We start from the raw sequence: 22,874 nt of genomic DNA on the forward strand, positions 1-22,874 counted from the left end.
GAACTCAGTAGTGAAACGATGCATCGCCGATGGTAGTGTGGAGTTTCTCCATGTGAGAGTAGGTCATCGTCAAGCACCTATACCAAACCCCCGATCTTCGCAAGAAGGTCGGGGGTTTGACTTTGGGCCGTGGAAAAGTTGGTGCAGCGGACGTCCTGGACGCAGTCTTAGGGCTATATCGTTTCATCTCGATCGGCTCCTTTTCTATGCAATCCCTACCTGCATGGCTATGATGCCTGCCTCATTCTGAGGCGGTGCGCGCATGCTTACCTTGTTGAAACTTCTACAGGATGGCCAGTTCCATTCCGGTGAGGCCTTGGGGCGTGTACTCGGCATAAGTCGCAGTGCTATCTGGAAACAGCTGCAGCAACTCGAACTCGATTACGACCTGCCGATTCATAAGCTCCGTGGCAAAGGGTATCGGCTTGCATCACCGCTCAGCCTTCTTGATCCTCTCAAGCTGAACGATGCTGTCCCTGGTTGGGCTAAAACCGTTGTGGAGACCATCGATTCCACGAATGCAGAAGTCATGCGACGGATTGCCGCTGAAGAAGAACCTCCCTTTGCTGTTCTGGCGGAGCATCAGAGTGGCGGTCGCGGCAGGAGAGGGCGGCAGTGGGTCAGTCCTTATGGCCAGAACCTTTACTGCAGTGTCGGGTTGCGGATCGAGGGTGGGGCGCGTCAGTTGGAGGGGCTCAGCCTTGTTGTGGGGCTTGCGGTCCTTCGAGCGCTACGTGCGAAAGGGCTTTCGGGAGTTGGGCTTAAATGGCCTAACGATATTCTGGTCGGTAATCGCAAGATCGCAGGAGTACTCCTTGAGCTCATAGGCGACCCTGCGGATATCTGTAGCGTCATCATCGGCATTGGCATTAACGTCAACATGCGCAGTCCTGATGTGCAGATAGATCAGCCCTGGACCTCAATGCTCCTTGAAGGAGGAGCGCTGGTCGATCGGAGCGAGCTGGCTGTGAGTGTCTTGGAGCAATTGGACCTTTGCCTGGCGCAGAGTGCCTATGGCGGATTCAAGACGCTGCGCGCTGAGTGGGAGGCTGATCATCTTTGGCAAGGGCGCAGCGCCTCTCTGGTGGCGGGACAGCGTCGTATCGATGGCGTGGTGTTAGGTGTAGACGATAGCGGCGCCCTACGTATGGATGTAGAGGGTGTTGAAAATGTTTTTAGTGGTGGAGAGCTCAGTTTGAGGCTGCGTGATGATTCTTGAGCTTGATTGCGGTAACAGCTTCATCAAATGGCGCGTGATATCTAATCCCGAGGCGCGCGTTGTGGCGGGAGGCGTAGTCGGTTCTGATGAAGAGTTGCTGCAGGTGCTGTCTTCATCTCCCGGGGTGGAGCTAAGTCGCTGCCGTCTAGTAAGTGTCCGTAGTGATGAAGAGACCCAGCAATTGACGGGCAAGCTTCAGCGGGCGTTCTCCATAGACTCGGTTTGTGCGGAGTCGGCGCAGGAGATGGCAGGGGTCCGTAATGGCTATGACGAATTCCAGCGTCTCGGCCTTGATCGCTGGCTTGCCGTGCTAGGCGCCTATCACTTGTCGGGGCGTGCCTGTTTGGTGCTGGATCTCGGCACTGCGGTAACTTCTGACTTCGTTACTGCAGAAGGCAGTCACCTAGGCGGCTTCATCTGTCCTGGCATGCCGCTCATGCGCAACCAGTTGCGCACACACACTCGCCGCATCCGGTATGGCGATGATGCTGCTGAACGGGCTTTGCAGAAGATGATGCCTGGACGCTCCACGGTTGAGGCCGTTGAGCGGGGCTGCCTGCTGATGCTGCAGGGGTTCGTGCAGACGCAGGTCGAGCAGGCCGAGGAGTGGTTGGGTGGGGCTTACGAGCTGTATCTAACAGGTGGAGACGCATTTATGGTTAGGGACGCGTTTCCTCAGGCAAAAGTTCTTCCGGATTTGGTGTTTGTTGGTTTGGCGATTGCCTGCCCGCTCTCTTGAGGTTAGTCATGCGCTGGATGTTTCTACTGCTCCTGGTTCTTAACCTTTTCTACTATGTCTGGCATCAGCAGCAGGCCCCTCTTCGCGCAAAGGAGGTGGAGACACTCTCTCTTTATAAGGGCGGGCAGCAAGACATTCGCTTGTTGAGTGAGTCGAAGGATGCAAAGCCTCGGCGCGAAGAGCTTCCTGGTTCTCCTGCTTCCGCTCCGGAGACCGCATGCCTCTTCTTGGGAAGTTTCGAGCAAGAAGCTCAGGCCAAGGAGGTTGAGCAGCGGCTCATTGCGCTGGATATCCAGAGCAAGGTGCAAGAGGTCGATGCGGCGGCAGGGGTCGATTATTGGGTATATCTCGCTCCCCTTGCTTCCCGGCAGGCCTCCTTGCGCCAGCTGAAGGAGCTCCAGGCTCGGAAAATTGATAGCTATATAATCAGCCAGGGTGACCTGCAGAATGGGATTTCACTCGGGATTTTCCCGCGAATGGATTCCGCCGAGAGCGTAATGGCTCGTTTGAAGGACGCAGGGTACGAGCCTGCAATGCGCGAATTGTCACGCTCGCATCGAGATTTCTGGGTCAGAATCGCCCCGGAAAGCAGGCGCCTTGCGGATGACGCGTTGCTCGGTGAGCTGGCTCGGGACTTCGGTGGATTGCAGCATAAAATAATGCCGTGCGAAAACGTTGCATCCTCTAGATAGTTTGAATAGAATGGCGCCCGCTTCGCAGGCAGGCTGAAAAAGTGGAACTGCGAAGCTGCTGTCAGAGTTAGCTAACCTCAAGATTTAAATGAGAAAAAGCTTGACAGTAGGGTGGCAGAAGTTGAAAATGCCGCCTCCCAAATGGAGGGATTCCCGAGCGGCCAAAGGGATCAGACTGTAAATCTGACGTCATAGACTTCGAAGGTTCGAATCCTTCTCCCTCCACCAGATTCAAGCGTGAGCGACAGGCTCCGCGGGTATAGTTCAGTGGTAGAACCTCAGCCTTCCAAGCTGATGATGCGGGTTCGATTCCCGCTACCCGCTCCAAGTTTGGCGTTTGTGCAATGTGTTTGGCTCATGTAGCTCAGCTGGTAGAGCACACCCTTGGTAAGGGTGAGGTCAGCGGTTCGATTCCGCTCATGAGCTCCATCTCAACAAAGGCAGATATGTAAATATCTGCCTTTGTTTTAATGGTGGCGTGACTCGCTCAACTCTTTGATGGGAGACGTTCTCGATGGCTAAAGAAAAATTTGAACGTAACAAACCGCACGTCAACGTTGGCACCATTGGTCACGTTGACCATGGCAAAACCACTCTGACCGCTGCTCTGACCAAGGTCTGCTCCGAGACCTGGGGTGGTTCTGCTCGTGCGTTCGATCAGATCGACAACGCGCCGGAAGAGAAAGCTCGCGGTATCACCATCAACACCTCCCACGTTGAGTACGATTCGGCGATCCGTCACTACGCTCACGTTGACTGCCCTGGTCACGCTGACTATGTGAAGAACATGATCACCGGTGCTGCTCAGATGGACGGCGCGATCCTGGTTTGCTCCGCTGCTGACGGCCCCATGCCGCAGACCCGCGAGCACATCCTGCTGTCCCGTCAGGTRGGCGTTCCTTACATCGTCGTGTTCCTGAACAAGGCYGACATGGTTGACGACGCCGAGCTGCTGGAACTGGTCGAAATGGAAGTTCGCGATCTGCTGAACACCTACGACTTCCCGGGCGACGACACTCCGATCGTTATCGGTTCCGCGCTGATGGCGCTGGAAGGCAARGACGACAACGAAATCGGCGTTTCCGCTGTTCGTAAGCTGGTAGAGACTCTGGATACCTACATTCCGGAGCCGGTTCGTGCCATCGACCAGCCGTTCCTGATGCCGATCGAAGACGTGTTCTCCATCTCCGGCCGCGGTACCGTGGTTACCGGTCGTGTTGAGCGCGGCATCGTCAAGGTCCAGGAAGAAGTGGAAATTGTTGGTATCCGTGATACCTCCAAAACCATCTGCACYGGCGTTGAAATGTTCCGCAAGCTGCTCGACGAAGGTCGTGCTGGTGAGAACGTTGGTATCCTGCTGCGCGGCACCAAGCGTGACGACGTAGAGCGTGGTCAGGTTCTGGCCAAGCCGGGCACCATCAAGCCGCACACCAAGTTCGAGTGCGAAGTGTAYGTACTGTCCAAAGAAGAAGGTGGTCGTCACACCCCGTTCTTCAARGGCTACCGTCCGCAGTTCTACTTCCGCACCACCGACGTTACCGGTAACTGCGARCTGCCGGAAGGCGTGGAAATGGTAATGCCGGGCGACAACATCAAGATGGTTGTCACCCTGATCGCTCCGATCGCCATGGAAGACGGTCTGCGTTTCGCGATTCGCGAAGGCGGCCGTACCGTTGGTGCCGGCGTGGTTGCCAAGATCTTCGAGTAATCGAAGATCCTGTTGAGGAAAGGGGCCCTTCGGGCCCCTTTTCTTTTGGTTGGTCAAAAGTTGACACCTTTCCGGAGCATCCGTACAATCACGCCTCCTTTTAACGGGCGTAGTCCGTCCGTTGGGGAAGCAGAGATAGAGTCTGAGGTCAAAATGCAAAACCAACAAATCCGTATTCGGTTGAAGGCTTTTGACCATCGCCTGATCGATCAATCCACCCAGGAAATCGTGGAAACCGCGAAACGTACTGGTGCTCAGGTGCGTGGTCCGATTCCTCTGCCTACTCGCAAAGAGCGGTACACCGTTCTGATTTCTCCGCACGTCAACAAAGACGCGCGCGATCAGTACGAAATTCGTACCCACAAGCGTGTTCTGGACATCGTCCAGCCGACGGATAAAACCGTCGATGCGCTGATGAAGCTCGACCTTGCGGCAGGCGTGGAAGTGCAGATCAGCCTCGGCTAATAACCTTCGGGTTCTTAGTCGTGTAACGCTCTGAAATGGGCGGCCATAGCGGGTGAAAGCCCCGTACACTCATGAGGTTTACAACATGACTATTGGTGTAGTCGGTCGTAAGTGCGGCATGACCCGCATTTTCACCGAAGAAGGTGTCTCCATTCCGGTTACGGTCATTGAGATCGAGCCGAATCGTGTCACCCAGTTCAAAACTGAAGAAAGCGATGGCTATCGTGCAGTGCAAGTCACTGTCGGTGAGCGTCGTGCTTCGCGCGTGACCGCCGCTCAGGCTGGTCATTTCGCCAAGGCAAACGTTGCCGCTGGCCGCAGTGTCTGGGAATTCCGTCTCGAAGACGGCGAATACCAGGCTGGCGATCAGATCACTGCCGAAGTTTTCCAGGCTGGTCAGCTGGTCGACGTTACCGGTCAGTCGAAAGGTAAAGGCTACGCCGGTACCATCAAGCGCTGGAATTTCCGTGGTCAAGACAATACCCACGGTAACTCCGTTTCCCACCGCGCCCCGGGCTCCATTGGCCAGTGCCAGACTCCTGGTCGTGTCTTCAAGGGCAAGAAAATGTCCGGTCATCTGGGCGCTGAGCGCGTGACCGTGCAGTCCCTGGAAGTTGTGCGTGTCGATGCAGAACGTAATCTGCTGCTGGTTAAAGGTGCCGTTCCCGGCGCTACCGGCGGTGATGTCGTTGTGCGTCCGGCTGCCAAGGCTCGCGGTTAAGAGGGGAAGCTGAGATGCAATTGAATGTAAATGGCGCTCAAGCTATCGAAGTTGATGAGCGCACTTTTGGCGGCGAGTTCAACGAGACCCTGGTTCACCAGGCTGTCGTCGCCTACATGGCTGGTGGTCGTCAGGGCACTCGTGCTCAGAAGACCCGTTCCGAAGTGTCCGGTGGCGGCAAGAAGCCCTGGCGTCAGAAGGGCACTGGTCGTGCCCGTGCTGGCACCATCCGCAGCCCCATCTGGCGTTCCGGTGGTACCACTTTTGCTGCCAAGCCGCAGGACCACTCCCAGAAGCTCAACAAGAAGATGTATCGCGCAGCTCTGCGCTCCATCCTCTCCGAGCTGGTTCGTCAGGACCGTCTGATCGTGGTTGCCGACTTCGCAGTTGAAGCGCCGAAAACCAAGGATCTGCTGGGCAAGCTGAATGGCCTGGGTCTGACTGACGTCCTCATCGTTTCCGATGATGTCGATCAGAACCTGTACCTGGCTGCTCGCAACCTGCCGCATGTTGATGTTCGTGACGTGCAAGGTTCCGACCCGGTAAGCCTGATCGCCTACGACAAGGTGTTGATCACCGTGTCCGCCGTGAAGAAATTCGAGGAGCTGCTGGGATGAACCAGGAACGCGTATTCAAAGTGCTGGTTGGTCCGCACATCTCCGAGAAGGCTACCGTCCTGGCGGATGGCAAAAGCCAATTCGTTTTCAAGGTTGCCACTGATGCAACCAAGCTGGAAATCAAGAAGGCCGTAGAAAGCCTGTTCAGCGTGAAGGTAGAAGCTGTCCGCACTGTCAACGTACAGGGCAAGACCAAGCGTACCGCTCGCGGCCTGGGCAAGCGCAACGACTGGAAAAAGGCGTACATCGCCCTCCAGCCGGGCCAAGATCTCGATTTCGCCAGCAGCGCTGAGTAAAGGGGTGCATCATGGCAATCGTTAAATGCAAACCGACTTCCGCAGGCCGCCGTTTCGTGGTCAAGGTTGTCAACCAAGAGCTGCACAAGGGCGCCCCCTACGCACCGCTGGTTGAGAAAAAGTCGAAGTCCGGTGGTCGTAACAACAACGGCCGCATCACCACTCGCCACATCGGCGGTGGTCACAAGCAGCACTATCGTCTGGTCGACTTCCGTCGCAACAAGGATGGCATTCCTGCCACCGTTGAGCGCATCGAATACGATCCGAACCGTACTGCTCACATCGCTCTGCTGAAGTATGCCGACGGCGAACGTCGCTACATCATCGCGCCGAAAGGCGTGAGCGCTGGCGACCAGCTGATCTCTGGTGCTCACGCGCCGATCAAGCCGGGCAACAGCCTGCAGCTGCGTAACATCCCGGTTGGTAGCACCGTTCACGGTGTTGAGCTGAAGCCGGGTAAAGGTGCTCAGATCGCCCGTTCCGCTGGTGCTTCGGCTCAGCTGGTCGCTCGTGAAGGTGCCTATGTAACCCTGCGTCTTCGCTCCGGCGAAATGCGCAAAGTACTGGCTGAGTGCCGTGCGACCCTGGGCGAAGTCTCGAACTCCGAGCACAGCCTGCGTTCGCTGGGTAAAGCTGGTGCCAAGCGCTGGCGTGGCGTTCGCCCGACCGTTCGTGGTGTTGCCATGAACCCGGTCGACCACCCGCATGGTGGTGGTGAAGGTCGTACCTCTGGTGGTCGTCATCCGGTGTCTCCGTGGGGCTTCCCGACCAAGGGCGCGAAGACCCGTGCGAACAAACGCACCGACAATATGATTGTCCGTCGCCGTAAATAATCGAGGATACGACAGTGCCGCGTTCTCTGAAAAAAGGTCCTTTTATCGATCTTCACCTACTGAAGAAGATCGAAGTAGCGGTAGAAAAGAACGATCGCAAGCCGGTGAAAACCTGGTCGCGCCGTTCCATCGTTCTGCCGCAGATGGTTGGTCTGACCATCGCTGTACACAATGGCCGTCAACATGTACCCGTTCTCGTGAACGAAGACATGGTCGGTCACAAACTGGGCGAGTTCGCCGCTACCCGCACCTATCGCGGGCATGCAGCTGACAAGAAAGCCAAGCGTTAAGGGGTAAGGAACGATGGAAGTAGCCGCTAAGCTGTCGGGCGCTCGAATCTCCGCCCAGAAAGCCCGCTTGGTCGCCGACCAGATCCGCGGGAAGAAGGTGGGCGAAGCGCTCAACCTGTTGACCTTCAGCAGCAAAAAAGCCGCTGAGATCATGAAGAAAGTGCTCGAATCGGCCGTGGCCAACGCCGAGCACAACGAAGGCGCAGACGTGGACGATCTCAAAGTCTCCACCGTTTTCGTCAACGAAGGGCGTTCGCTGAAGCGCATCATGCCGCGTGCCAAAGGCCGCGCTGATCGCATCGTCAAGCGGTCTTGCCATATCACTGTCAAGGTTGCGGACAAGTAACGGAGTCGATCAGATGGGTCAGAAAGTACATCCCACTGGCATTCGCCTGGGAATCGTCAAGGAGCACACCTCCGTTTGGTACGCAGATAAGCGCACTTATGCCGACTATCTGTTTGCCGACCTGAAGGTTCGTGAGTACCTCCAAGACAAACTAAAAAGCGCGTCCGTAAGCCGTATCGATATTCATCGCCCGGCTCAAACCGCACGCATCACCATCCACACCGCTCGTCCCGGCATCGTGATCGGCAAGAAAGGTGAAGATGTTGAGAAGCTGCGTCAGGACCTGACCAAGCAAATGGGTGTGCCCGTGCACATCAACATCGAAGAGATCCGCAAGCCGGAGCTCGACGGTATGCTGGTTGCGCAGAGCGTAGCTCAGCAGCTGGAGCGTCGCGTTATGTTCCGTCGCGCCATGAAGCGCGCTGTACAGAACGCCATGCGCATTGGTGCCAAGGGCATCAAGATCCAGGTAAGCGGTCGTCTTGGCGGTGCTGAAATCGCTCGTACCGAATGGTACCGCGAAGGTCGTGTGCCCCTGCACACCCTGCGTGCCGACATCGACTATGCAACCTACGAAGCGCACACCACCTACGGTGTGATCGGTGTGAAGGTTTGGATCTTCAAAGGCGAGGTCATCGGTGGCCGCCAGGAAGAGCTCAAGCCCCAAGCGCCCGCTCCTCGTAAAAAAGCTGCTAAGTAAGGAGTACGCAAAATGCTGCAACCTAAGCGTACAAAATTCCGCAAGCAGATGACTGGTCACAACCGTGGCCTGGCTCAGCGCGGTAGCAAGGTCAGCTTCGGCGAATTCGCCCTGAAAGCTGTCGCTCGTGGTCGTCTCACTGCTCGTCAGATCGAGTCCGCACGTCGTGCGCTCACTCGTCACGTTAAACGTGGCGGCAAGATCTGGATCCGTGTGTTCCCCGACAAGCCCATCTCCAAAAAGCCTCTCGAGGTTCGTATGGGTAAAGGGAAGGGCGCCGTCGAGTACTGGGTAGCCCAGATTCAACCGGGCAAAGTCCTGTACGAGATCGAGGGTGTTTCCGAAGAGCTGGCGCGTGAGGCATTCGCCCTGGCTGCTGCAAAGCTGCCGCTCGCCACCTCCTTTGTTAAGCGGACGGTGATGTGATGAAAGCGAATGAACTTCGTGAAAAATCCGTACAGCAGCTGAACGAGCAACTGCTCGGCCTGCTGCGCGACCAGTTCAACCTGCGTATGCAGAAAGCAACTGGCCAGTTGGGGCAGTCTCACCTGCTCTCGCAAGTGAAGCGCGACATCGCTCGCGTCAAGACTGTGCTGAACCAGCAGGCAGGTAAGTAATCATGGCTGAAGCTCAGAAAACTGTCCGTACGCTGACCGGTCGTGTCGTCAGCGACAAGATGGACAAAACCATCACCGTCCTGATCGAGCGCCGCGTAAAGCACCCGATCTACGGTAAATACGTGAAGCGCTCGACCAAGCTGCATGCTCACGACGAAACCAACCAGTGCCGTATCGGCGACAAGGTCACCATCCGCGAGACCCGTCCGCTGGCCAAGACCAAGTCCTGGGCACTGGTGGAAGTCGTAGAACGTGCCGTGGAAGTCTAAGGACTAAGGGTCGGAGAAAGATATGATTCAGACTCAATCCATGCTCGACGTCGCTGACAACAGCGGTGCTCGTCGCGTTATGTGCATCAAGGTCCTGGGTGGTTCGCACCGTCGTTATGCTGGTATCGGCGACATCATCAAGGTCACCGTCAAGGAAGCGATTCCGCGCGGCAAAGTGAAGAAAGGCCAGGTAATGACCGCTGTTGTGGTCCGTACCAAGCACGGCGTACGCCGTCCTGACGGCTCGATCATTCGCTTCGATGGCAACGCTGCTGTTCTCCTGAACAACAAGCAAGAGCCCATCGGTACCCGTATCTTCGGGCCCGTGACCCGTGAACTTCGTTCCGAGAAGTTCATGAAGATCGTCTCGCTCGCCCCCGAAGTGCTGTAAGGAGAAGCCGTCATGCAAAAGATTCGTCGTGACGACGAGATCATCGTCATCGCCGGCAAAGACAAGGGCAAGCGTGGCAAGGTGCTCAAGGTTCTCACTGACGACCGTCTGGTCGTTGGTGGGATCAACCTGGTGAAGCGCCACACCAAGCCGAACCCCATGTCCGGTGTACAGGGCGGTATCGTCGAGAAGGAGGCGCCTCTGCACGTCTCCAACGTCGCCATCTTCAATGCTGAAACCAACAAGGCTGATCGCGTTGGTTTCAAAGTAGAAGACGGTAAGAAAATTCGTGTCTTCAAGTCGACCCAAAAAGCGGTTGATGCTTGAGCACTGCTAGGTAGAAGACCATGGCACGACTAAAAGAGATTTATCGGAAAGAAATCGCGCCCAAGCTGAAAGAAGAGCTTCAGCTTTCCAACGTGATGGAAGTTCCGCGCATTACCAAGATCACCCTGAACATGGGTCTGGGCGAAGCGATCGGCGACAAGAAAGTCATCGAACACGCTGTAGCTGATCTTGAGAAGATCACCGGTCAGAAGGTCGTTGTGACCTACGCCAAGAAATCCGTTGCGGGCTTCAAAGTCCGTGAAGGTTGGCCGATCGGTGTCAAGGTAACCCTGCGCCGTGATCGTATGTACGAGTTCCTGGATCGTCTGCTGGCCATCTCCCTGCCGCGCGTGCGTGACTTCCGCGGCCTGAATGCCAAGTCCTTCGACGGTCGTGGCAACTACAGCATGGGCGTGAAAGAGCAGATCATCTTCCCGGAAATCGATTACGACAAAATCGATGCACTGCGCGGTCTGGACATTACCCTGACCACCACTGCCCGTAACGATGATGAAGGTCGTGCCCTGCTGCGCGCCTTCAACTTCCCGTTCCGCAACTGATTGGAGTAGGAACATGGCCAAACAGAGCATGAAGAACCGCGAGCTGAAGCGTCAGCAAACGGTTGCGAAGTTCGCTAAGAAGCGCGCTGAGCTGAAAGCTACCATTGCCAACCCGAACTCCACTCCGGAAGCTCGTTGGGAAGCACAAGTAGCTCTGCAGAAGCAGCCCCGTGATGCAAGCGCCTCGCGCCTGCGTAACCGCTGCCGCATCACCGGTCGTCCGCACGGCGTTTACCGCAAGTTCGGCCTCGGCCGTAACAAGCTGCGTGAAGCCGCCATGCGTGGTGACGTTCCCGGCCTGGTCAAAGCCAGCTGGTAATGTCGCTCTGGATGTCGGGATGCAAGTCCCGGCCTCCGCCGAGTGGTATCAATCAAGCCCCTTTTGGGGCTTGATTCGTTTTTGATCAATCTCTAGAATATTCGGCTCGCCGGAGTCAGGCCTTGTTTGCCTGCGCTTTGTCGCGATTCTAGTCGCAAGGCTATTTCTTTTGTATTTAGGAGCAACTAGCCCATGAGTATGCAGGACCCGTTAGCGGACATGCTAACTCGTATCCGTAATGCCCAGATGGCTGAAAAGTCTGTCGTAAGCATGCCGTCCTCCAAACTGAAGGTGGCAGTGGCCAGCGTTCTCAAGAACGAAGGCTACATCACGGGATACCAGATCAGCAGTGACATCAAACCTCTGCTGTCTATCGAGCTGAAGTACTTCGAAGGCCGTCCGGTTATCGAGGAACTCAAGCGCGTAAGTCGTCCTGGCCTGCGCCAGTACAAATCCGTCGATCAGCTGCCGAAAGTTCGTGGCGGCCTGGGCGTATCGATCGTTTCCACCAACAAAGGTGTGATGACTGATCGTGCTGCTCGCGCTGCTGGCGTTGGTGGCGAAGTGCTTTGCACTGTGTTCTAAGGGGGGATAAGCATGTCTCGCGTTGCTAAGAACCCCGTCAAGCTGCCCGCTGGCGTCGAAATCAAGATCGCCGGTCAGCAGCTTTCGGTGAAGGGTGCCAAGGGCGCTCTCGAACTGAACGTGCATCCGTCCGTGGAAGTTCTGCAGCAAGCTGGTGAGCTGCGTTTCGCTGCTCGCAACGGCGACCAACAGAACAGGGCCATGGCCGGTACCACCCGTGCGCTGGTCAACAACATGGTAGTCGGCGTCAGCCAAGGCTTCGAGCGCAAGCTCCAGCTGGTGGGCGTTGGTTACAAGGCGCAAGCCAAAGGTCAAGTGCTGTCCCTGGCTTTAGGCTTCTCGCACCCGGTGGATTACGAACTGCCGCAAGGCGTTACCGCCGAAACCCCCAGCCAGACCGATATCCTGATCAAAGGTATCGACAAGCAGCTGGTTGGTCAGGTGGCGGCCGAGATTCGCGACTTCCGTCCGCCGGAGCCTTACAAAGGCAAAGGTGTGCGTTACGCCGACGAAGTCGTCCGTCGTAAAGAAGCTAAGAAGAAGTAGGGCATAGCAAATGAGCGTAAAGAAAGAAACTCGTCTGCGTCGCGCTCGCAAGGCACGCCTGAAAATGCGCGAGCTGGAAACCGTACGCCTCTGCGTGTATCGCTCTTCCCAGCACATCTACGCCCAGGTCATTTCGGCCGACGGCGCCAAGGTTCTGGCCACCGCCTCGACCCTGGACAAAGAACTGCGTGACGGCGCCACCGGCAACGTCGACGCGGCCAAGAAGGTTGGTCAGCTGGTTGCCGAGCGTGCGAAAGCAGCTGGTGTCACTCAGGTGGCGTTCGATCGTTCTGGCTTCAAGTACCACGGCCGCGTCAAGGCGCTGGCTGATGCTGCTCGTGAAGGCGGGCTGGAGTTCTAAGTTATGGCAAATAACGAGCAAAAGCGCGACGAAGGCTACATCGAGAAGCTGGTTCAGGTTAATCGCGTTGCCAAGACCGTTAAAGGCGGCCGTATCTTCACCTTCACCGCGCTGACCGTGGTAGGTGATGGTAAAGGTCGTGTTGGCTTCGGTCGCGGTAAGTCCCGCGAAGTGCCGGCCGCTATCCAGAAAGCGATGGAAGCAGCTCGCCGCAACATGATCCAGGTAGACCTGAACGGCACCACCCTGCAGTACCCCGTAAAGTCCGCTCATGGCGCCTCCAAGGTGTACATGCAGCCGGCTTCCGAAGGTACCGGTATCATCGCCGGCGGCGCCATGCGCGCTGTCCTGGAAGTGGCTGGTGTGCAGAACGTTCTGGCCAAATGCTACGGCTCGACCAATCCGGTGAACGTGGTTTACGCCACCTTCAAGGGTCTGAAGAACATGCAGTCCCCGGAGTCCGTTGCAGCCAAGCGTGGTAAGAGCGTCGAGGAGATTCTCTAATCATGGCAACTGTCAAAGTAACGCTGATCAAGAGCGTTAGCGGCCGTCTGGCTAACCATAAAGCTTGCGTCAAGGGCCTCGGCCTGCGTCGCATTGGTCACACCGTTGAAGTTCAGGACACCCCTGAAAATCGCGGCATGATCAACAAGGCTTACTACCTTCTGCGCGTCGAGGGTTAATCCATGAAACTGAACGATCTGCGTTCCGCGCCGGGTGCCCGTCGCGAGAAGCACCGTCCGGGCCGTGGTATCGGCAGCGGTTTGGGCAAGACTGGTGGCCGTGGTCACAAAGGTCAGACCTCCCGCTCCGGTGGCACCATCGCTCCGGGCTTCGAAGGCGGTCAACAGCCGCTGCACCGCCGTCTGCCGAAGTTCGGCTTCGTTTCCCTGAAAGCCATGGATCGCGCAGAAGTGCGTACTTCCGAACTGGCCAAGGTTGAAGGCGATGTCGTATCCCTGCAGTCGCTGAAGGATGCCAACGTGATTAACCAGAACGTACAGCGTGTGAAAATCATGCTGTCGGGCGACGTTACTCGCGCAGTCACCCTGAAAGGTATCGCCGCCACCAAGGGTGCGCGTGCGGCTATCGAAGCAGCTGGCGGTAAGTTCGAGGACTAAATGGCTAAGCAAGGTGCTCTCTCCGCGCTCAGCAATGGCGGGTTATCCGAGCTCTGGGCTCGACTGCGTTTCCTGTTCCTGGCGATCATCGTCTACCGGATTGGCGCGCACATTCCAGTGCCCGGGATAAACCCTGACCGGCTGGCCGAGCTGTTCCGGCAGAACGAGGGGACCATTCTTAGCCTGTTCAACATGTTTTCCGGCGGCGCGCTGGAGCGCATGAGCATTTTTGCACTGGGGATCATGCCGTACATCTCGGCGTCGATCATCATGCAGCTCATGACCGCTATCAGCCCGCAGCTGGAGCAGTTGAAGAAGGAAGGTGAAGCTGGCCGTCGCAAGATCAGCCAGTACACCCGCTACGGCACTGTAGTCCTGGCACTGGTGCAGGCAGTCGGCATGTCCGTCGGCCTCGCCAGTCAGGGCGTCGCTTTCTCGACTGATTTCGGCTTCTACTTCGTGGCTGTCACCACCTTCGTGGCTGGTGCGATGTTCATGATGTGGCTTGGCGAGCAGATCACCGAGCGCGGTGTCGGCAACGGTATCTCGATGCTGATTTTTGCAGGCATCGTGGCCGGTCTTCCGAGAGCGATAGGGCAGTCTTTCGAGTCTGCACGTCAGGGCGATATCAACATCTTCGCCCTCGTCGCCATCGGTTTGCTGGCGGTAGCGATCATCGGTTTCGTGGTGTTCATTGAGCGTGGCCAGCGTCGCATTGCGGTGCACTACGCCAAGCGTCAGCAGGGCCGCAAGGTCTTCGCTGCGCAGACCAGCCACCTGCCGCTGAAGGTGAACATGGCGGGCGTAATCCCGGCCATTTTCGCCAGCAGCATCCTGCTGTTCCCTGCTTCGCTGGGAGCCTGGTTCGGTCAGTCCGAAAAAATGGGCTGGCTCCAGGACCTGTCGCAGGCGATCGCCCCCGGTCAGCCGTTGAACATTCTGCTGTTTAGTGCAGGGATCGTTTTCTTCTGCTTCTTCTACACAGCGCTGATGTTCAACCCGAAAGACGTGGCGGAGAACCTGAAGAAGTCCGGTGCCTTTATTCCGGGTATCCGTCCGGGTGAGCAGTCTGCACGCTATATCGATGGCGTACTGACCCGCTTGACCATGTTCGGTGCTCTGTACATGACGGCTGTTTGCCTGCTTCCCCAGTTCCTTGTGGTTGCAGCCAACGTTCCGTTCTACCTTGGCGGGACCTCGTTGCTGATCGTTGTCGTGGTTGTTATGGACTTTATGGCCCAAGTACAATCCCACCTCGTTTCGCACCAGTACGAATCCCTGATGAAGAAAGCCAACCTGAAGGGCTACGGCGGCGGAATGCTCCGCTGACCCGGTTCCGTAAGGTTCTAGGAGTTACTGATGAAAGTTCGTGCATCGGTGAAAAAGCTGTGCCGTAACTGCAAGATCGTTCGCCGCGAAGGTGTTGTTCGCGTGATCTGCAGCGCGGAACCGCGTCACAAACAGCGCCAAGGCTGAGTGTGATTCACGCGTTATGAGCCCGGCAGCTAGTGCGCTGCCGGGTTGATTATTCGTTTCTACAGCGTTAATATCGCGCGCCCTATTTCTTGGCTTCCGGGGCGTAGGTAGCTGTCAACTGGAGTTTCACTGAATGGCCCGTATTGCAGGCGTCAACATTCCAGATAACAAGCACACTGTTATCTCGCTGACCTACATCTACGGTGTTGGTCGCACCACTGCACAGAGCATCTGTGCAACCACCGGCGTAAATCCGGCGGTAAAGATCAAGGATCTCTCCGACGAGCAGATCGAACAGCTGCGTGGCGAAGTCGCGAAGCTCACCACTGAAGGTGACCTGCGTCGCGAAATCAACATGAACATCAAGCGTCTGATGGACCTGGGTTGCTATCGCGGCCTGCGTCACCGTCGTGGCCTGCCTGTTCATGGCCAACGTACCAAGACCAACGCGCGTACCCGTAAGGGCCCGCGTAAGCCGATCCGCAAGTAATTGCGCCCGCGAATCGACAGGAACTAAGTCATGGCTAAGCCTGCTGCTCGTCCCCGTAAGAAAGTCAAAAAGACAGTGGTTGATGGGATCGCCCACATCCACGCGTCTTTCAACAACACCATCGTGACCATCACTGACCGTCAAGGTAACGCCCTGTCCTGGGCCACCTCCGGTGGTTCTGGTTTCCGCGGCTCCCGTAAAAGCACTCCGTTCGCTGCCCAGGTAGCTGCTGAGCGTGCTGGTCAAGCTGCCCTCGAATACGGCCTCAAGAACCTCGACGTCAACGTCAAGGGTCCGGGTCCGGGTCGCGAATCCGCCGTGCGTGCTCTGAACGCCTGCGGCTACAAGATTGCCAGCATCACCGACGTGACGCCGATCCCGCATAACGGGTGCCGTCCGCCGAAGAAGCGTCGCGTGTAATAGGAGACAGTGAGAAATGGCTCGTTACATTGGTCCCAAATGCAAACTGTCCCGTCGTGAAGGTACTGACCTCTTCCTGAAGAGTGGTGCCCGCGCGCTCGAATCCAAGTGCAACATCGAATCGGCTCCTGGCCAGCACGGCGCTCGCCGTGGTCGCCTGTCCGACTACGGTACTCAGCTGCGCGAGAAGCAGAAAGTACGTCGTATCTACGGTGTTCTGGAGCGTCAGTTCAGCGGTTACTACAAGGAAGCTGCCAGCCGTAAGGGCGCTACCGGTGAGAACCTGCTGCAACTTCTCGAGTGCCGTCTGGACAACGTCGTATACCGCATGGGCTTTGGTGCTACCCGCTCCGAATCCCGTCAGCTGGTATCGCACAAAGCCATCAGCGTGAATGGTCAGACCGTCAACGTACCGTCTTTCCAAGTCAAAGCCGGTGACGTGGTAGCAATTCGCGAGAAGTCGAAGAATCAGCTGCGTATCGTTCAAGCCCTTGAACTGTGCGCCCAACGCGGTCGCGTTGAGTGGGTTGAAGTCGACAGCGAGAAGAAGTCCGGCGTGTTCAAAAGCGTTCCGGCACGTGCTGATCTGTCCGCCGACATCAACGAAAACCTGATTGTCGAGCTCTACTCCAAGTAAGGGCTAGAAAATAGGTGCATCCATGCAGAGTTCGGTAAATGAGTTCCTGACCCCCCGCCACATTGATGTGCAGGTGGTCAGTCCGACCCGCGCCAAGATCACGCTCGAGCCTCTCGAGCGCGGTTTCGGCCATACCCTGGGCAACGCGCTGCGTCGCATCCTGTTGTCCTCCATGCCTGGCTGTGCAGTAGTCGAGGCCGAAATCGACGGCGTACTCCATGAGTACAGTGCCATCGAAGGTGTTCAGGAAGATGTCATCGAAATCCTGCTCAACCTGAAAGGTCTGGCTGTCAAGCTGCACGGTCGTGACGAAGTAACGCTGAACCTGGTCAAGAAGGGTTCGGGCGTGGTCACTGCTGCCGATATTCAGCTGGATCATGATGTCGAGATCGTCAATGGCGACCACGTGATCGCTAACCTGGCGGAAAACGGCGCACTGAACATGAAGCTCAAAGTGGCTCGTGGTCGCGGCTATGAGCCGGCTGACGCGCGTCAGAGCGATGAAGACGAGAGCCGCAGCATTGGTCGCTTGCAGCTCGACTCTTCGTTCAGCCCGGTCCGTCGTGTTGCTTACGTGGTGGAAAACGCCCGTGTCGAGCAGCGTACCAACCTGGACAAGCTGGTCATTGATCTGGAAACCAACGGTACCCTGGATCCTGAAGAGGCCATTCGTCGTGCCGCTACCATCCTGCAACAGCAGCTGGCAGCGTTCGTCGACCTCAAAGGTGATAGCGAGCCCGTAGTAGTCGAGCAGGAAGACGAGATCGATCCGATCCTGCTGCGCCCGGTTGATGATCTTGAGCTGACCGTACGTTCGGCCAACTGCCTCAAGGCGGAGAACATTTACTACATCGGTGATCTGATTCAGCGCACCGAAGTGGAACTGTTGAAGACTCCGAACCTGGGCAAGAAGTCCCTGACCGAGATCAAGGACGTCCTGGCCTCCCGTGGTCTGTCCCTCGGTATGCGCCTCGACAACTGGCCGCCGGCAAGTCTTAAGAAGGACGACAAGGCGACTGCCTGATCGTCGTAATCACCGAACGTGAGTTTGGTAAGGAATTGAACCATGCGTCATCGTAAAAGTGGCCGTCACCTCAGCCGCACCAGCGCACACCGCAAGGCCATGTTCCAGAACATGGCGGTTTCGCTGTTCGAGCACGAACTGATCAAAACCACCCTGCCGAAAGCCAAGGAACTGCGCCGCGTTGCCGAGCCGCTGATCACCCTGGCCAAGGAAGACAGCGTTGCCAACCGTCGTCTGGCCTTCGACCGCACTCGTTCGAAAGCCATCGTGGGCAAACTGTTCAACGATCTGGGCAAGCGCTACGCCAACCGTCAGGGCGGCTACCTGCGCATCCTGAAGTGCGGTTTCCGCGCTGGCGACAACGCTCCGATGGCCTACGTTGAGCTGATCGACCGTCCGGTCGGCGGCGCAGCAGTAGAAGCTGCCGAGTAAGTCGTACGCTACAAGAGAAAACCGGGCCTAGTGCCCGGTTTTTTCGTTTCAGTCCTATGGTTTTCTTCTTTACGCATCCCGCCCGGAAGTGCTTCGGAACCTCGTTGGAAATAATCGATTCGGGCCTACAAGTCGAAAGATAATATCTATCGATCGCTTTCCCTTAATGCATTGGCTCTGCATCGCCGGCTGCTTCATCCTGTTCCTCGTTGGCTAGTAACTATCCGTGAGGAAGCAAGATGATGGACAAGAAGACCTACCTGACCACCGCCTCTGGCGCCCCTGCCGCCGACAACCAGAATTCCCGTTCTGCCGGTCCGCGTGGCCCGCTGCTGCTCGACGATTTCCACCTGATCGAGAAGCTCGCCCATTTCAACCGCGAGAACATCCCCGAGCGTCGCGTTCACGCCAAGGGATCGGGTGCTTACGGCACCTTCACCGTCACTCGTGACATCACTCGCTACACCAGCGCCAAGCTGTTCGACGCCGTCGGCAAGCAGACGCCAACCTTCCTGCGTTTCTCCACCGTGGGTGGCGAACGCGGCTCGGCAGACACCGAACGCGACCCGCGCGGCTTCGCCCTGAAGTTCTATACCGAAGAGGGCAACTGGGACATCGTCGGAAACAACACCCCGGTGTTCTTCATCCGCGACCCGCTGAAATTCCCCGACTTTATCCACACCCAGAAGCGCCTGCCGCAAAGCAACCTGAAGAGCGCGCAGATGATGTGGGACTTCTGGTCGCATTCGCCCGAGGCGCTGCACCAGATCACCATCCTGTTCTCCGATCGCGGCATCCCGGATGGCTACCGTCACATGCACGGCTTCGGCAGCCACACCTACAGCCTGGTCAACGCCCAGGGAGAGCGCCACTGGGTCAAATGGCACTACAAGACCCAGCAGGGCATCAAGAACCTGGCGCCGGCCGAAGCGGCCCGCCTGGCCGGGACCGATCCGGATTACGCCCAGCGCGACCTGTTCAACGCCATCGAGCGCGGTGAGTTTCCCAAGTGGAGCGTGTGCATCCAGATCATGAGCGAGGCCCAGGCCGAAGCGCACCACGAGAACCCCTTCGACGTGACCAAGACCTGGTCGCAGAAGGAGTTCCCGCTGATCGAGGTGGGTGAGCTCGAGCTCAACCGCAATCCGCTGAACTACTTCGCCGAGGTCGAGCAGGCCACCTTCGGGCCGAGCAACATGATTCCGGGCGTCGGCCTGTCGCCGGACCGTATGCTGCAGGGCCGCGTATTCGCCTACGCCGATGCGCACCGCTACCGCGTGGGCACCAACCACCAGCAACTGCCGGTGAACGCGCCGCGCTCGCCAGTGAACAGCTACCAGCGCGATGGCTCCATGGCGTTCGGCAGCAACGGTGGTGCTGCGCCCAACTACGAGCCCAACAGCTACGCGAATGCCCCCAAGCAGGCACCGCAGTACGCCGAGCCGCCGCTGCCGCTGAATGGCGCCGCTGCCCGCCACGATCATCGTGAGGACAGCGACTACTACAGCCACGCCGGCGCGCTGTTCCGCCTGATGGGCGCCGAGCAGAAGGCGTTGCTGATCAGCAACATCGCCGGCGCCATGGCCGGTGTCACCGAGGATGTGGTGCAGCGCCAGCTGCAGTACTTCTTCAAGGCCGACCCGGCCTACGGCGAAGGCATCGCCAAGGCGCTGGGCGTCCAGCTCGGCTAACCCTTCACCGGGCATGAAAAAGCCCCTGTCACCTCGCGGTGGCAGGGGCTTTTTCATTGCGTGCCGGACTCAGGCGCGATCACGCTCCAGCAGCGGCTTGAGGAAGTGCCCGGTGTGGGACTGCTTCATCTTCGCCACGTCTTCCGGCGTACCGGTGGCGATGATCTGGCCACCTTTGGAGCCGCCCTCGGGACCCAGGTCCACCAGCCAGTCGGCGGTCTTGATCACATCCAGGTTGTGCTCGATGACCACCACGGTGTTGCCGTGGTCACGCAGGCGGTGCAGCACATCGAGCAACTGCTGGATATCCGCAAAGTGCAGGCCGGTGGTCGGCTCGTCGAGGATGTACAGCGTCTTGCCGGTGTCGCGCTTGGACAGCTCGCGGGACAGCTTCACCCGCTGTGCCTCGCCGCCGGACAGGGTGGTCGCCGACTGCCCCAAGCGGATGTAGGACAGGCCCACGTCCATCAGCGTCTGCAGCTTGCGCGCGATGGCCGGCACGGCATCGAAGAACTCCCGCGCTTCTTCGATTGTCATGTCCAGCACCTCGGTGATGCTCTTGCCCTTGTAGCGCACCTCCAGGGTCTCGCGGTTGTAGCGCTTGCCCTTGCACACGTCGCAGGGCACGTAGATGTCCGGCAGGAAGTGCATCTCCACCTTGATCACGCCGTCGCCCTGGCAGGCCTCGCAGCGGCCGCCCTTGACGTTGAAGGAGAAGCGCCCTGGCCCGTAGCCACGGGAGCGCGACTCCGCCACGCCGGCGAACAGCTCGCGGATCGGCGTGAACAGCCCGGTGTAGGTCGCCGGGTTGGAACGCGGCGTACGGCCGATGGGGCTCTGGTCGATGTCCACCACCTTGTCCAGGTGCTGCAGCCCATCGAAGCTGTCGTGCGGCGCCGCCTCCAGCGTCGTGGCACCGTTCAACGCGGTGGCGGTGATGGGGAACAGGGTGTTGTTGATCAGCGTCGACTTGCCCGAGCCCGACACGCCGGTGATGCAGGTCAGCAACCCGACCGGGATCTCCAGGTTGACGTTCTGCAGGTTGTTGCCACGCGCACCCTTGAGCAGCAGCGACTTCTTCTTGTCGCGCGGGGTGCGCTTGGCCGGCACGGCGATCTTCACCCGGCCGGAGAGGTACTTGCCGGTCAGCGAGTCGGGGTGCGACATCACCTCGTCCGGGGTGCCCTCGGCGACCACGCGGCCACCGTGCACGCCCGCGCCCGGGCCGATGTCCACCACGTAGTCGGCCAGGCGGATGGCATCCTCGTCGTGCTCGACCACGATCACCGTATTGCCGATGTTGCGCAGGTGGGTGAGGGTGGCCAGCAGGCGCTCGTTGTCCCGCTGGTGCAGGCCGATGGAGGGCTCGTCGAGGATGTACATCACGCCCACCAGGCCCGCACCGATCTGGCTGGCCAGGCGGATACGCTGCGCCTCGCCACCGGAAAGGGTGTCGGCGCTGCGGTCCAGGGTCAGGTAGTCGAGGCCGACGTTGACCAGGAACTGCAAGCGCTCGCGGATCTCCTTGAGAATCTTGTCGGCGATCTCGCCCTTGCGGCCGGGCAGGCTCAGCTCGCCGAAGTAGTCGGCGGCATCGCCCACCGGCAGGCCGGTGACCGCCGGCAGGGTTTTCTCGCCCACCCACACATGGCGCGCTTCGCGGCGCAGGCGGGTACCCCGGCAGTCCGGGCAGGGCTGGGTGCTGAGGAACTTGGCCAGTTCCTCGCGCACGGTGTTCGATTCGGTCTCGCGATAGCGACGCTCCAGGTTGGGGATGATCCCCTCGAACGGGTGCGAACGCTTGACGATATCGCCACGGTCATTGAGGTAGCGGAAGTCCACGTCCTCGCGGCCGCTGCCGAAGAGGATCGCCTTCTGGTCCTCGGCGGGCAGCTCGTCGAAGGGCTTCTCCAGGCTGAAGCCGTAGTGCGCGGCCAGGGAGCCGAGCATCTGGAAGTAATAGACGTTGCGCCGGTCCCAGCCGCGGATCGCGCCTTCGGCCAGGGTCAGCTCGCCGTTGACCAGGCGCTTGGCGTCGAAGAACTGCTTCACGCCCAGGCCGTCGCAGGTGGGGCAGGCGCCGGCGGGGTTGTTGAAGGAGAACAGCTTGGGTTCCAGCTCGCTGATGGAGTGGCCGCAATGGGGGCAGGCGAAACGCGCGGAGAAGATGATCTCATCGCCCGGCTCGTCGTCCATGGGCGCCACCAGGGCGATGCCGTCGGCCAGGTTGATCGCCGTCTCGAAGGATTCCGCCAGGCGCTGCTGCAGGTCGGCGCGGACCTTGAAGCGGTCCACCACCACATCGATGGAGTGCTTCTTCTGCTTGTCCAGCTTGGGCAGCTCGTCCATCTCGTAGATGCGGCCGTTGACCCGGGCCCGCACGAAGCCCTGGGCGCGCAGTTCGTCGAACACCGCCAGGTGCTCGCCCTTGCGCTCGCGGATCACCGGTGCCAGCAGCATCAGCTTGCGGCCCTCGGGCATCGCCAGCACCTGGTCGACCATCTGGCTCACGGTCTGCGCTTCCAGCGGCACGTCATGGTCCGGGCAGCGCGGCGTACCGGCGCGGGCATAGAGCAGGCGCAGGTAATCGTAGATCTCGGTGATGGTGCCCACGGTGGAGCGCGGGTTGTGCGACGTGGACTTCTGCTCGATGGAGATGGCCGGCGACAGCCCTTCGATGGTGTCGACATCCGGCTTTTCCATCATCGACAGGAACTGCCGGGCATAGGCCGACAGCGACTCCACGTAGCGGCGCTGGCCCTCGGCGTAGAGGGTGTCGAAGGCCAGCGAGGATTTGCCGGAACCGGACAGGCCGGTGATCACGATCAGCTTGTCGCGCGGCAGGGTGAGATCGACGTTCTTCAGGTTATGGGTACGGGCCCCACGGATCAGGATCTTGTCCACTGCTGCCTCGTTTGGCGTGCGGGAAACCCGCGATTATACGGGGCGTGCCTAGCCTGCGGCAAAGGCGCGCGACTGTGC

The 22,874-nt window shown here is 58.6% G+C and carries 34 protein-coding genes, 3 tRNA genes and 1 pseudogene; 37 read left to right on the forward strand and 1 reads right to left on the reverse strand.

Annotation, left to right across the window (positions count from 1 at the left end; genetic code table 11):
- Positions 1-262 precede the first annotated feature (262 nt).
- From birA to RTW82_RS04375, 37 genes and pseudogenes are all read left to right on the forward strand, one after another.
- A complete protein-coding gene (gene birA / locus RTW82_RS04200; RefSeq protein ID WP_316924347.1) occupies positions 263-1,219 on the forward strand; it encodes a bifunctional biotin--[acetyl-CoA-carboxylase] ligase/biotin operon repressor BirA in 957 nt (318 codons plus the stop codon).
- The gene (locus tag RTW82_RS04205) at positions 1,209-1,958 is read left to right on the forward strand and encodes a pantothenate kinase (protein WP_316924348.1); all 750 of its coding nucleotides are present in this window, start codon (positions 1,209-1,211) and stop codon (positions 1,956-1,958) included. The genes birA and RTW82_RS04205 overlap by 11 nt, the downstream gene beginning before the upstream one ends.
- Positions 1,959-1,975: 17 nt before the next feature.
- Positions 1,976-2,374, forward strand: a pseudogene (locus tag RTW82_RS31610) (SPOR domain-containing protein); the annotation flags it as partial.
- 145 nt (positions 2,375-2,519) lie between these two features.
- Entirely contained in the window at positions 2,520-2,618 is a 99-nt protein-coding gene (locus RTW82_RS31615) for a hypothetical protein (protein ID WP_350448701.1), read from the forward strand.
- 175 nt (positions 2,619-2,793) lie between these two features.
- Positions 2,794-2,878 (forward strand) — tRNA-Tyr (locus RTW82_RS04215).
- Positions 2,879-2,903: 25 nt separating this feature from the next.
- A tRNA-Gly gene (locus tag RTW82_RS04220) sits at positions 2,904-2,977 on the forward strand.
- A gap of 26 nt (positions 2,978-3,003) precedes the next feature.
- Positions 3,004-3,079 (forward strand) — tRNA-Thr (locus RTW82_RS04225).
- A gap of 85 nt (positions 3,080-3,164) precedes the next feature.
- A complete protein-coding gene (tuf, locus tag RTW82_RS04230; protein ID WP_184492125.1) occupies positions 3,165-4,358 on the forward strand; it encodes an elongation factor Tu in 1,194 nt (397 codons plus the stop codon).
- A gap of 153 nt (positions 4,359-4,511) precedes the next feature.
- Complete coding sequence (rpsJ, locus tag RTW82_RS04235; protein WP_003243886.1) at positions 4,512-4,823, forward strand: 30S ribosomal protein S10; 312 nt, start codon at positions 4,512-4,514, stop codon at positions 4,821-4,823.
- Between the two features lie 85 nt (positions 4,824-4,908).
- Positions 4,909-5,544 (forward strand): 50S ribosomal protein L3, encoded by a 636-nt coding sequence (gene rplC / locus RTW82_RS04240; RefSeq protein WP_021219591.1) that lies wholly within the window; start codon positions 4,909-4,911, stop codon positions 5,542-5,544.
- Positions 5,545-5,558: 14 nt separating this feature from the next.
- The gene (gene rplD / locus RTW82_RS04245; protein ID WP_021219592.1) at positions 5,559-6,161 is read left to right on the forward strand and encodes a 50S ribosomal protein L4; all 603 of its coding nucleotides are present in this window, start codon (positions 5,559-5,561) and stop codon (positions 6,159-6,161) included.
- The gene (rplW, locus tag RTW82_RS04250) at positions 6,158-6,457 is read left to right on the forward strand and encodes a 50S ribosomal protein L23 (protein ID WP_021219593.1); all 300 of its coding nucleotides are present in this window, start codon (positions 6,158-6,160) and stop codon (positions 6,455-6,457) included. Before rplD ends, rplW begins: the two co-directional genes overlap by 4 nt.
- Before the next feature lie 11 nt (positions 6,458-6,468).
- Complete coding sequence (gene rplB, locus RTW82_RS04255) at positions 6,469-7,290, forward strand: 50S ribosomal protein L2 (protein WP_031287737.1); 822 nt, start codon at positions 6,469-6,471, stop codon at positions 7,288-7,290.
- Between the two features lie 14 nt (positions 7,291-7,304).
- Positions 7,305-7,580 carry a 30S ribosomal protein S19 gene (gene rpsS, locus RTW82_RS04260; protein WP_016490535.1) on the forward strand — a complete coding sequence of 92 codons (276 nt, stop codon included), beginning with the start codon at positions 7,305-7,307 and terminating at the stop codon, positions 7,578-7,580.
- A 13-nt stretch (positions 7,581-7,593) separates the two neighbouring features.
- Complete coding sequence (gene rplV / locus RTW82_RS04265) at positions 7,594-7,926, forward strand: 50S ribosomal protein L22 (RefSeq protein ID WP_007161246.1); 333 nt, start codon at positions 7,594-7,596, stop codon at positions 7,924-7,926.
- Positions 7,927-7,939: 13 nt separating this feature from the next.
- Entirely contained in the window at positions 7,940-8,626 is a 687-nt protein-coding gene (gene rpsC, locus RTW82_RS04270; RefSeq protein WP_016490536.1) for a 30S ribosomal protein S3, read from the forward strand.
- A gap of 12 nt (positions 8,627-8,638) precedes the next feature.
- Positions 8,639-9,052 (forward strand): 50S ribosomal protein L16, encoded by a 414-nt coding sequence (rplP, locus tag RTW82_RS04275; RefSeq protein ID WP_021219596.1) that lies wholly within the window; start codon positions 8,639-8,641, stop codon positions 9,050-9,052.
- Positions 9,052-9,243: a 50S ribosomal protein L29 gene (gene rpmC / locus RTW82_RS04280; RefSeq protein WP_016490538.1), complete on the forward strand. Its 192-nt coding sequence runs from the start codon at positions 9,052-9,054 to the stop codon at positions 9,241-9,243. The genes rplP and rpmC overlap by 1 nt, the downstream gene beginning before the upstream one ends.
- A gap of 2 nt (positions 9,244-9,245) precedes the next feature.
- The gene (gene rpsQ / locus RTW82_RS04285; RefSeq protein WP_021219597.1) at positions 9,246-9,512 is read left to right on the forward strand and encodes a 30S ribosomal protein S17; all 267 of its coding nucleotides are present in this window, start codon (positions 9,246-9,248) and stop codon (positions 9,510-9,512) included.
- Between the two features lie 22 nt (positions 9,513-9,534).
- Positions 9,535-9,903, forward strand: a complete 369-nt coding sequence (gene rplN / locus RTW82_RS04290) for a 50S ribosomal protein L14 (protein WP_003448734.1) — start codon at positions 9,535-9,537, stop codon at positions 9,901-9,903.
- A gap of 12 nt (positions 9,904-9,915) precedes the next feature.
- Positions 9,916-10,230 (forward strand): 50S ribosomal protein L24, encoded by a 315-nt coding sequence (rplX, locus tag RTW82_RS04295; protein ID WP_021219598.1) that lies wholly within the window; start codon positions 9,916-9,918, stop codon positions 10,228-10,230.
- 20 nt (positions 10,231-10,250) lie between these two features.
- Complete coding sequence (gene rplE / locus RTW82_RS04300) at positions 10,251-10,790, forward strand: 50S ribosomal protein L5 (RefSeq protein ID WP_021219599.1); 540 nt, start codon at positions 10,251-10,253, stop codon at positions 10,788-10,790.
- 13 nt (positions 10,791-10,803) lie between these two features.
- Positions 10,804-11,109 (forward strand): 30S ribosomal protein S14, encoded by a 306-nt coding sequence (gene rpsN, locus RTW82_RS04305; RefSeq protein WP_021219600.1) that lies wholly within the window; start codon positions 10,804-10,806, stop codon positions 11,107-11,109.
- Between the two features lie 192 nt (positions 11,110-11,301).
- Positions 11,302-11,694: a 30S ribosomal protein S8 gene (gene rpsH, locus RTW82_RS04310; protein ID WP_021219601.1), complete on the forward strand. Its 393-nt coding sequence runs from the start codon at positions 11,302-11,304 to the stop codon at positions 11,692-11,694.
- Between the two features lie 12 nt (positions 11,695-11,706).
- Positions 11,707-12,240 (forward strand): 50S ribosomal protein L6, encoded by a 534-nt coding sequence (rplF, locus tag RTW82_RS04315; protein WP_316924350.1) that lies wholly within the window; start codon positions 11,707-11,709, stop codon positions 12,238-12,240.
- A 10-nt stretch (positions 12,241-12,250) separates the two neighbouring features.
- Positions 12,251-12,601, forward strand: coding sequence for a 50S ribosomal protein L18 (rplR, locus tag RTW82_RS04320; RefSeq protein ID WP_021219603.1), 351 nt, complete (start codon positions 12,251-12,253; stop codon positions 12,599-12,601).
- A gap of 3 nt (positions 12,602-12,604) precedes the next feature.
- Positions 12,605-13,105 (forward strand): 30S ribosomal protein S5, encoded by a 501-nt coding sequence (rpsE, locus tag RTW82_RS04325; RefSeq protein ID WP_021219604.1) that lies wholly within the window; start codon positions 12,605-12,607, stop codon positions 13,103-13,105.
- Between the two features lie 2 nt (positions 13,106-13,107).
- A complete protein-coding gene (rpmD, locus tag RTW82_RS04330; protein WP_021219605.1) occupies positions 13,108-13,284 on the forward strand; it encodes a 50S ribosomal protein L30 in 177 nt (58 codons plus the stop codon).
- Positions 13,285-13,287: 3 nt separating this feature from the next.
- On the forward strand, positions 13,288-13,722 hold the full coding sequence (rplO, locus tag RTW82_RS04335) for a 50S ribosomal protein L15 (protein WP_021219606.1): 435 nt from the start codon (positions 13,288-13,290) through the stop codon (positions 13,720-13,722).
- Positions 13,723-15,051: a preprotein translocase subunit SecY gene (gene secY / locus RTW82_RS04340; RefSeq protein ID WP_021219607.1), complete on the forward strand. Its 1,329-nt coding sequence runs from the start codon at positions 13,723-13,725 to the stop codon at positions 15,049-15,051.
- A 30-nt stretch (positions 15,052-15,081) separates the two neighbouring features.
- Positions 15,082-15,198, forward strand: coding sequence for a 50S ribosomal protein L36 (rpmJ, locus tag RTW82_RS04345; protein ID WP_014854209.1), 117 nt, complete (start codon positions 15,082-15,084; stop codon positions 15,196-15,198).
- Between the two features lie 133 nt (positions 15,199-15,331).
- A complete protein-coding gene (rpsM, locus tag RTW82_RS04350; protein WP_021219608.1) occupies positions 15,332-15,688 on the forward strand; it encodes a 30S ribosomal protein S13 in 357 nt (118 codons plus the stop codon).
- Positions 15,689-15,718: 30 nt separating this feature from the next.
- Positions 15,719-16,108 carry a 30S ribosomal protein S11 gene (gene rpsK / locus RTW82_RS04355; protein ID WP_003093689.1) on the forward strand — a complete coding sequence of 130 codons (390 nt, stop codon included), beginning with the start codon at positions 15,719-15,721 and terminating at the stop codon, positions 16,106-16,108.
- Between the two features lie 16 nt (positions 16,109-16,124).
- On the forward strand, positions 16,125-16,745 hold the full coding sequence (rpsD, locus tag RTW82_RS04360) for a 30S ribosomal protein S4 (protein WP_184492124.1): 621 nt from the start codon (positions 16,125-16,127) through the stop codon (positions 16,743-16,745).
- Positions 16,746-16,767: 22 nt separating this feature from the next.
- Positions 16,768-17,769, forward strand: coding sequence for a DNA-directed RNA polymerase subunit alpha (locus tag RTW82_RS04365; RefSeq protein ID WP_021219610.1), 1,002 nt, complete (start codon positions 16,768-16,770; stop codon positions 17,767-17,769).
- 42 nt (positions 17,770-17,811) lie between these two features.
- On the forward strand, positions 17,812-18,201 hold the full coding sequence (gene rplQ, locus RTW82_RS04370; protein ID WP_021219611.1) for a 50S ribosomal protein L17: 390 nt from the start codon (positions 17,812-17,814) through the stop codon (positions 18,199-18,201).
- 242 nt (positions 18,202-18,443) lie between these two features.
- A complete protein-coding gene (locus RTW82_RS04375) occupies positions 18,444-19,892 on the forward strand; it encodes a catalase (protein WP_316924633.1) in 1,449 nt (482 codons plus the stop codon).
- 69 nt (positions 19,893-19,961) lie between these two features.
- Here the strand turns inward: RTW82_RS04375 and uvrA are convergent, their stop codons facing one another.
- A complete protein-coding gene (uvrA, locus tag RTW82_RS04380) occupies positions 19,962-22,796 on the reverse strand; it encodes an excinuclease ABC subunit UvrA (protein ID WP_316924351.1) in 2,835 nt (944 codons plus the stop codon).
- Between the last annotated feature and the right edge of the window lie 78 nt (positions 22,797-22,874).

Origin of the sequence: Pseudomonas sp. zfem005, assembly GCF_032621735.1 — a bacterium.
Classification (GTDB): domain Bacteria; phylum Pseudomonadota; class Gammaproteobacteria; order Pseudomonadales; family Pseudomonadaceae; genus Metapseudomonas; species Metapseudomonas solani.

Excerpts from the sequence above, each read along its gene's own strand:
- birA (WP_316924347.1), top strand. The coding sequence starts at position 263 with ATGCTTACCTTGTTGAAACTTCTACAGGATGGCCAGTTCCATTCCGGT.
- RTW82_RS04205 (WP_316924348.1), top strand. The coding sequence starts at position 1,209 with ATGATTCTTGAGCTTGATTGCGGTAACAGCTTCATCAAATGGCGCGTG.
- rpsJ (WP_003243886.1), top strand. The coding sequence starts at position 4,512 with ATGCAAAACCAACAAATCCGTATTCGGTTGAAGGCTTTTGACCATCGC.
- rplC (WP_021219591.1), top strand. The coding sequence starts at position 4,909 with ATGACTATTGGTGTAGTCGGTCGTAAGTGCGGCATGACCCGCATTTTC.
- rplD (WP_021219592.1), top strand. The coding sequence starts at position 5,559 with ATGCAATTGAATGTAAATGGCGCTCAAGCTATCGAAGTTGATGAGCGC.
- rplW (WP_021219593.1), top strand. The coding sequence starts at position 6,158 with ATGAACCAGGAACGCGTATTCAAAGTGCTGGTTGGTCCGCACATCTCC.
- rplB (WP_031287737.1), top strand. The coding sequence starts at position 6,469 with ATGGCAATCGTTAAATGCAAACCGACTTCCGCAGGCCGCCGTTTCGTG.
- rplV (WP_007161246.1), top strand. The coding sequence starts at position 7,594 with ATGGAAGTAGCCGCTAAGCTGTCGGGCGCTCGAATCTCCGCCCAGAAA.
- rpsC (WP_016490536.1), top strand. The coding sequence starts at position 7,940 with ATGGGTCAGAAAGTACATCCCACTGGCATTCGCCTGGGAATCGTCAAG.
- rplP (WP_021219596.1), top strand. The coding sequence starts at position 8,639 with ATGCTGCAACCTAAGCGTACAAAATTCCGCAAGCAGATGACTGGTCAC.
- rpmC (WP_016490538.1), top strand. The coding sequence starts at position 9,052 with ATGAAAGCGAATGAACTTCGTGAAAAATCCGTACAGCAGCTGAACGAG.
- rpsQ (WP_021219597.1), top strand. The coding sequence starts at position 9,246 with ATGGCTGAAGCTCAGAAAACTGTCCGTACGCTGACCGGTCGTGTCGTC.
- rplN (WP_003448734.1), top strand. The coding sequence starts at position 9,535 with ATGATTCAGACTCAATCCATGCTCGACGTCGCTGACAACAGCGGTGCT.
- rplX (WP_021219598.1), top strand. The coding sequence starts at position 9,916 with ATGCAAAAGATTCGTCGTGACGACGAGATCATCGTCATCGCCGGCAAA.
- rplE (WP_021219599.1), top strand. The coding sequence starts at position 10,251 with ATGGCACGACTAAAAGAGATTTATCGGAAAGAAATCGCGCCCAAGCTG.
- rpsN (WP_021219600.1), top strand. The coding sequence starts at position 10,804 with ATGGCCAAACAGAGCATGAAGAACCGCGAGCTGAAGCGTCAGCAAACG.
- rpsH (WP_021219601.1), top strand. The coding sequence starts at position 11,302 with ATGAGTATGCAGGACCCGTTAGCGGACATGCTAACTCGTATCCGTAAT.
- rplF (WP_316924350.1), top strand. The coding sequence starts at position 11,707 with ATGTCTCGCGTTGCTAAGAACCCCGTCAAGCTGCCCGCTGGCGTCGAA.
- rplR (WP_021219603.1), top strand. The coding sequence starts at position 12,251 with ATGAGCGTAAAGAAAGAAACTCGTCTGCGTCGCGCTCGCAAGGCACGC.
- rpsE (WP_021219604.1), top strand. The coding sequence starts at position 12,605 with ATGGCAAATAACGAGCAAAAGCGCGACGAAGGCTACATCGAGAAGCTG.
- rpmD (WP_021219605.1), top strand. The coding sequence starts at position 13,108 with ATGGCAACTGTCAAAGTAACGCTGATCAAGAGCGTTAGCGGCCGTCTG.
- rplO (WP_021219606.1), top strand. The coding sequence starts at position 13,288 with ATGAAACTGAACGATCTGCGTTCCGCGCCGGGTGCCCGTCGCGAGAAG.
- secY (WP_021219607.1), top strand. The coding sequence starts at position 13,723 with ATGGCTAAGCAAGGTGCTCTCTCCGCGCTCAGCAATGGCGGGTTATCC.
- rpmJ (WP_014854209.1), top strand. The coding sequence starts at position 15,082 with ATGAAAGTTCGTGCATCGGTGAAAAAGCTGTGCCGTAACTGCAAGATC.
- rpsM (WP_021219608.1), top strand. The coding sequence starts at position 15,332 with ATGGCCCGTATTGCAGGCGTCAACATTCCAGATAACAAGCACACTGTT.
- rpsK (WP_003093689.1), top strand. The coding sequence starts at position 15,719 with ATGGCTAAGCCTGCTGCTCGTCCCCGTAAGAAAGTCAAAAAGACAGTG.
- rpsD (WP_184492124.1), top strand. The coding sequence starts at position 16,125 with ATGGCTCGTTACATTGGTCCCAAATGCAAACTGTCCCGTCGTGAAGGT.
- RTW82_RS04365 (WP_021219610.1), top strand. The coding sequence starts at position 16,768 with ATGCAGAGTTCGGTAAATGAGTTCCTGACCCCCCGCCACATTGATGTG.
- rplQ (WP_021219611.1), top strand. The coding sequence starts at position 17,812 with ATGCGTCATCGTAAAAGTGGCCGTCACCTCAGCCGCACCAGCGCACAC.
- RTW82_RS04375 (WP_316924633.1), top strand. The coding sequence starts at position 18,444 with ATGGACAAGAAGACCTACCTGACCACCGCCTCTGGCGCCCCTGCCGCC.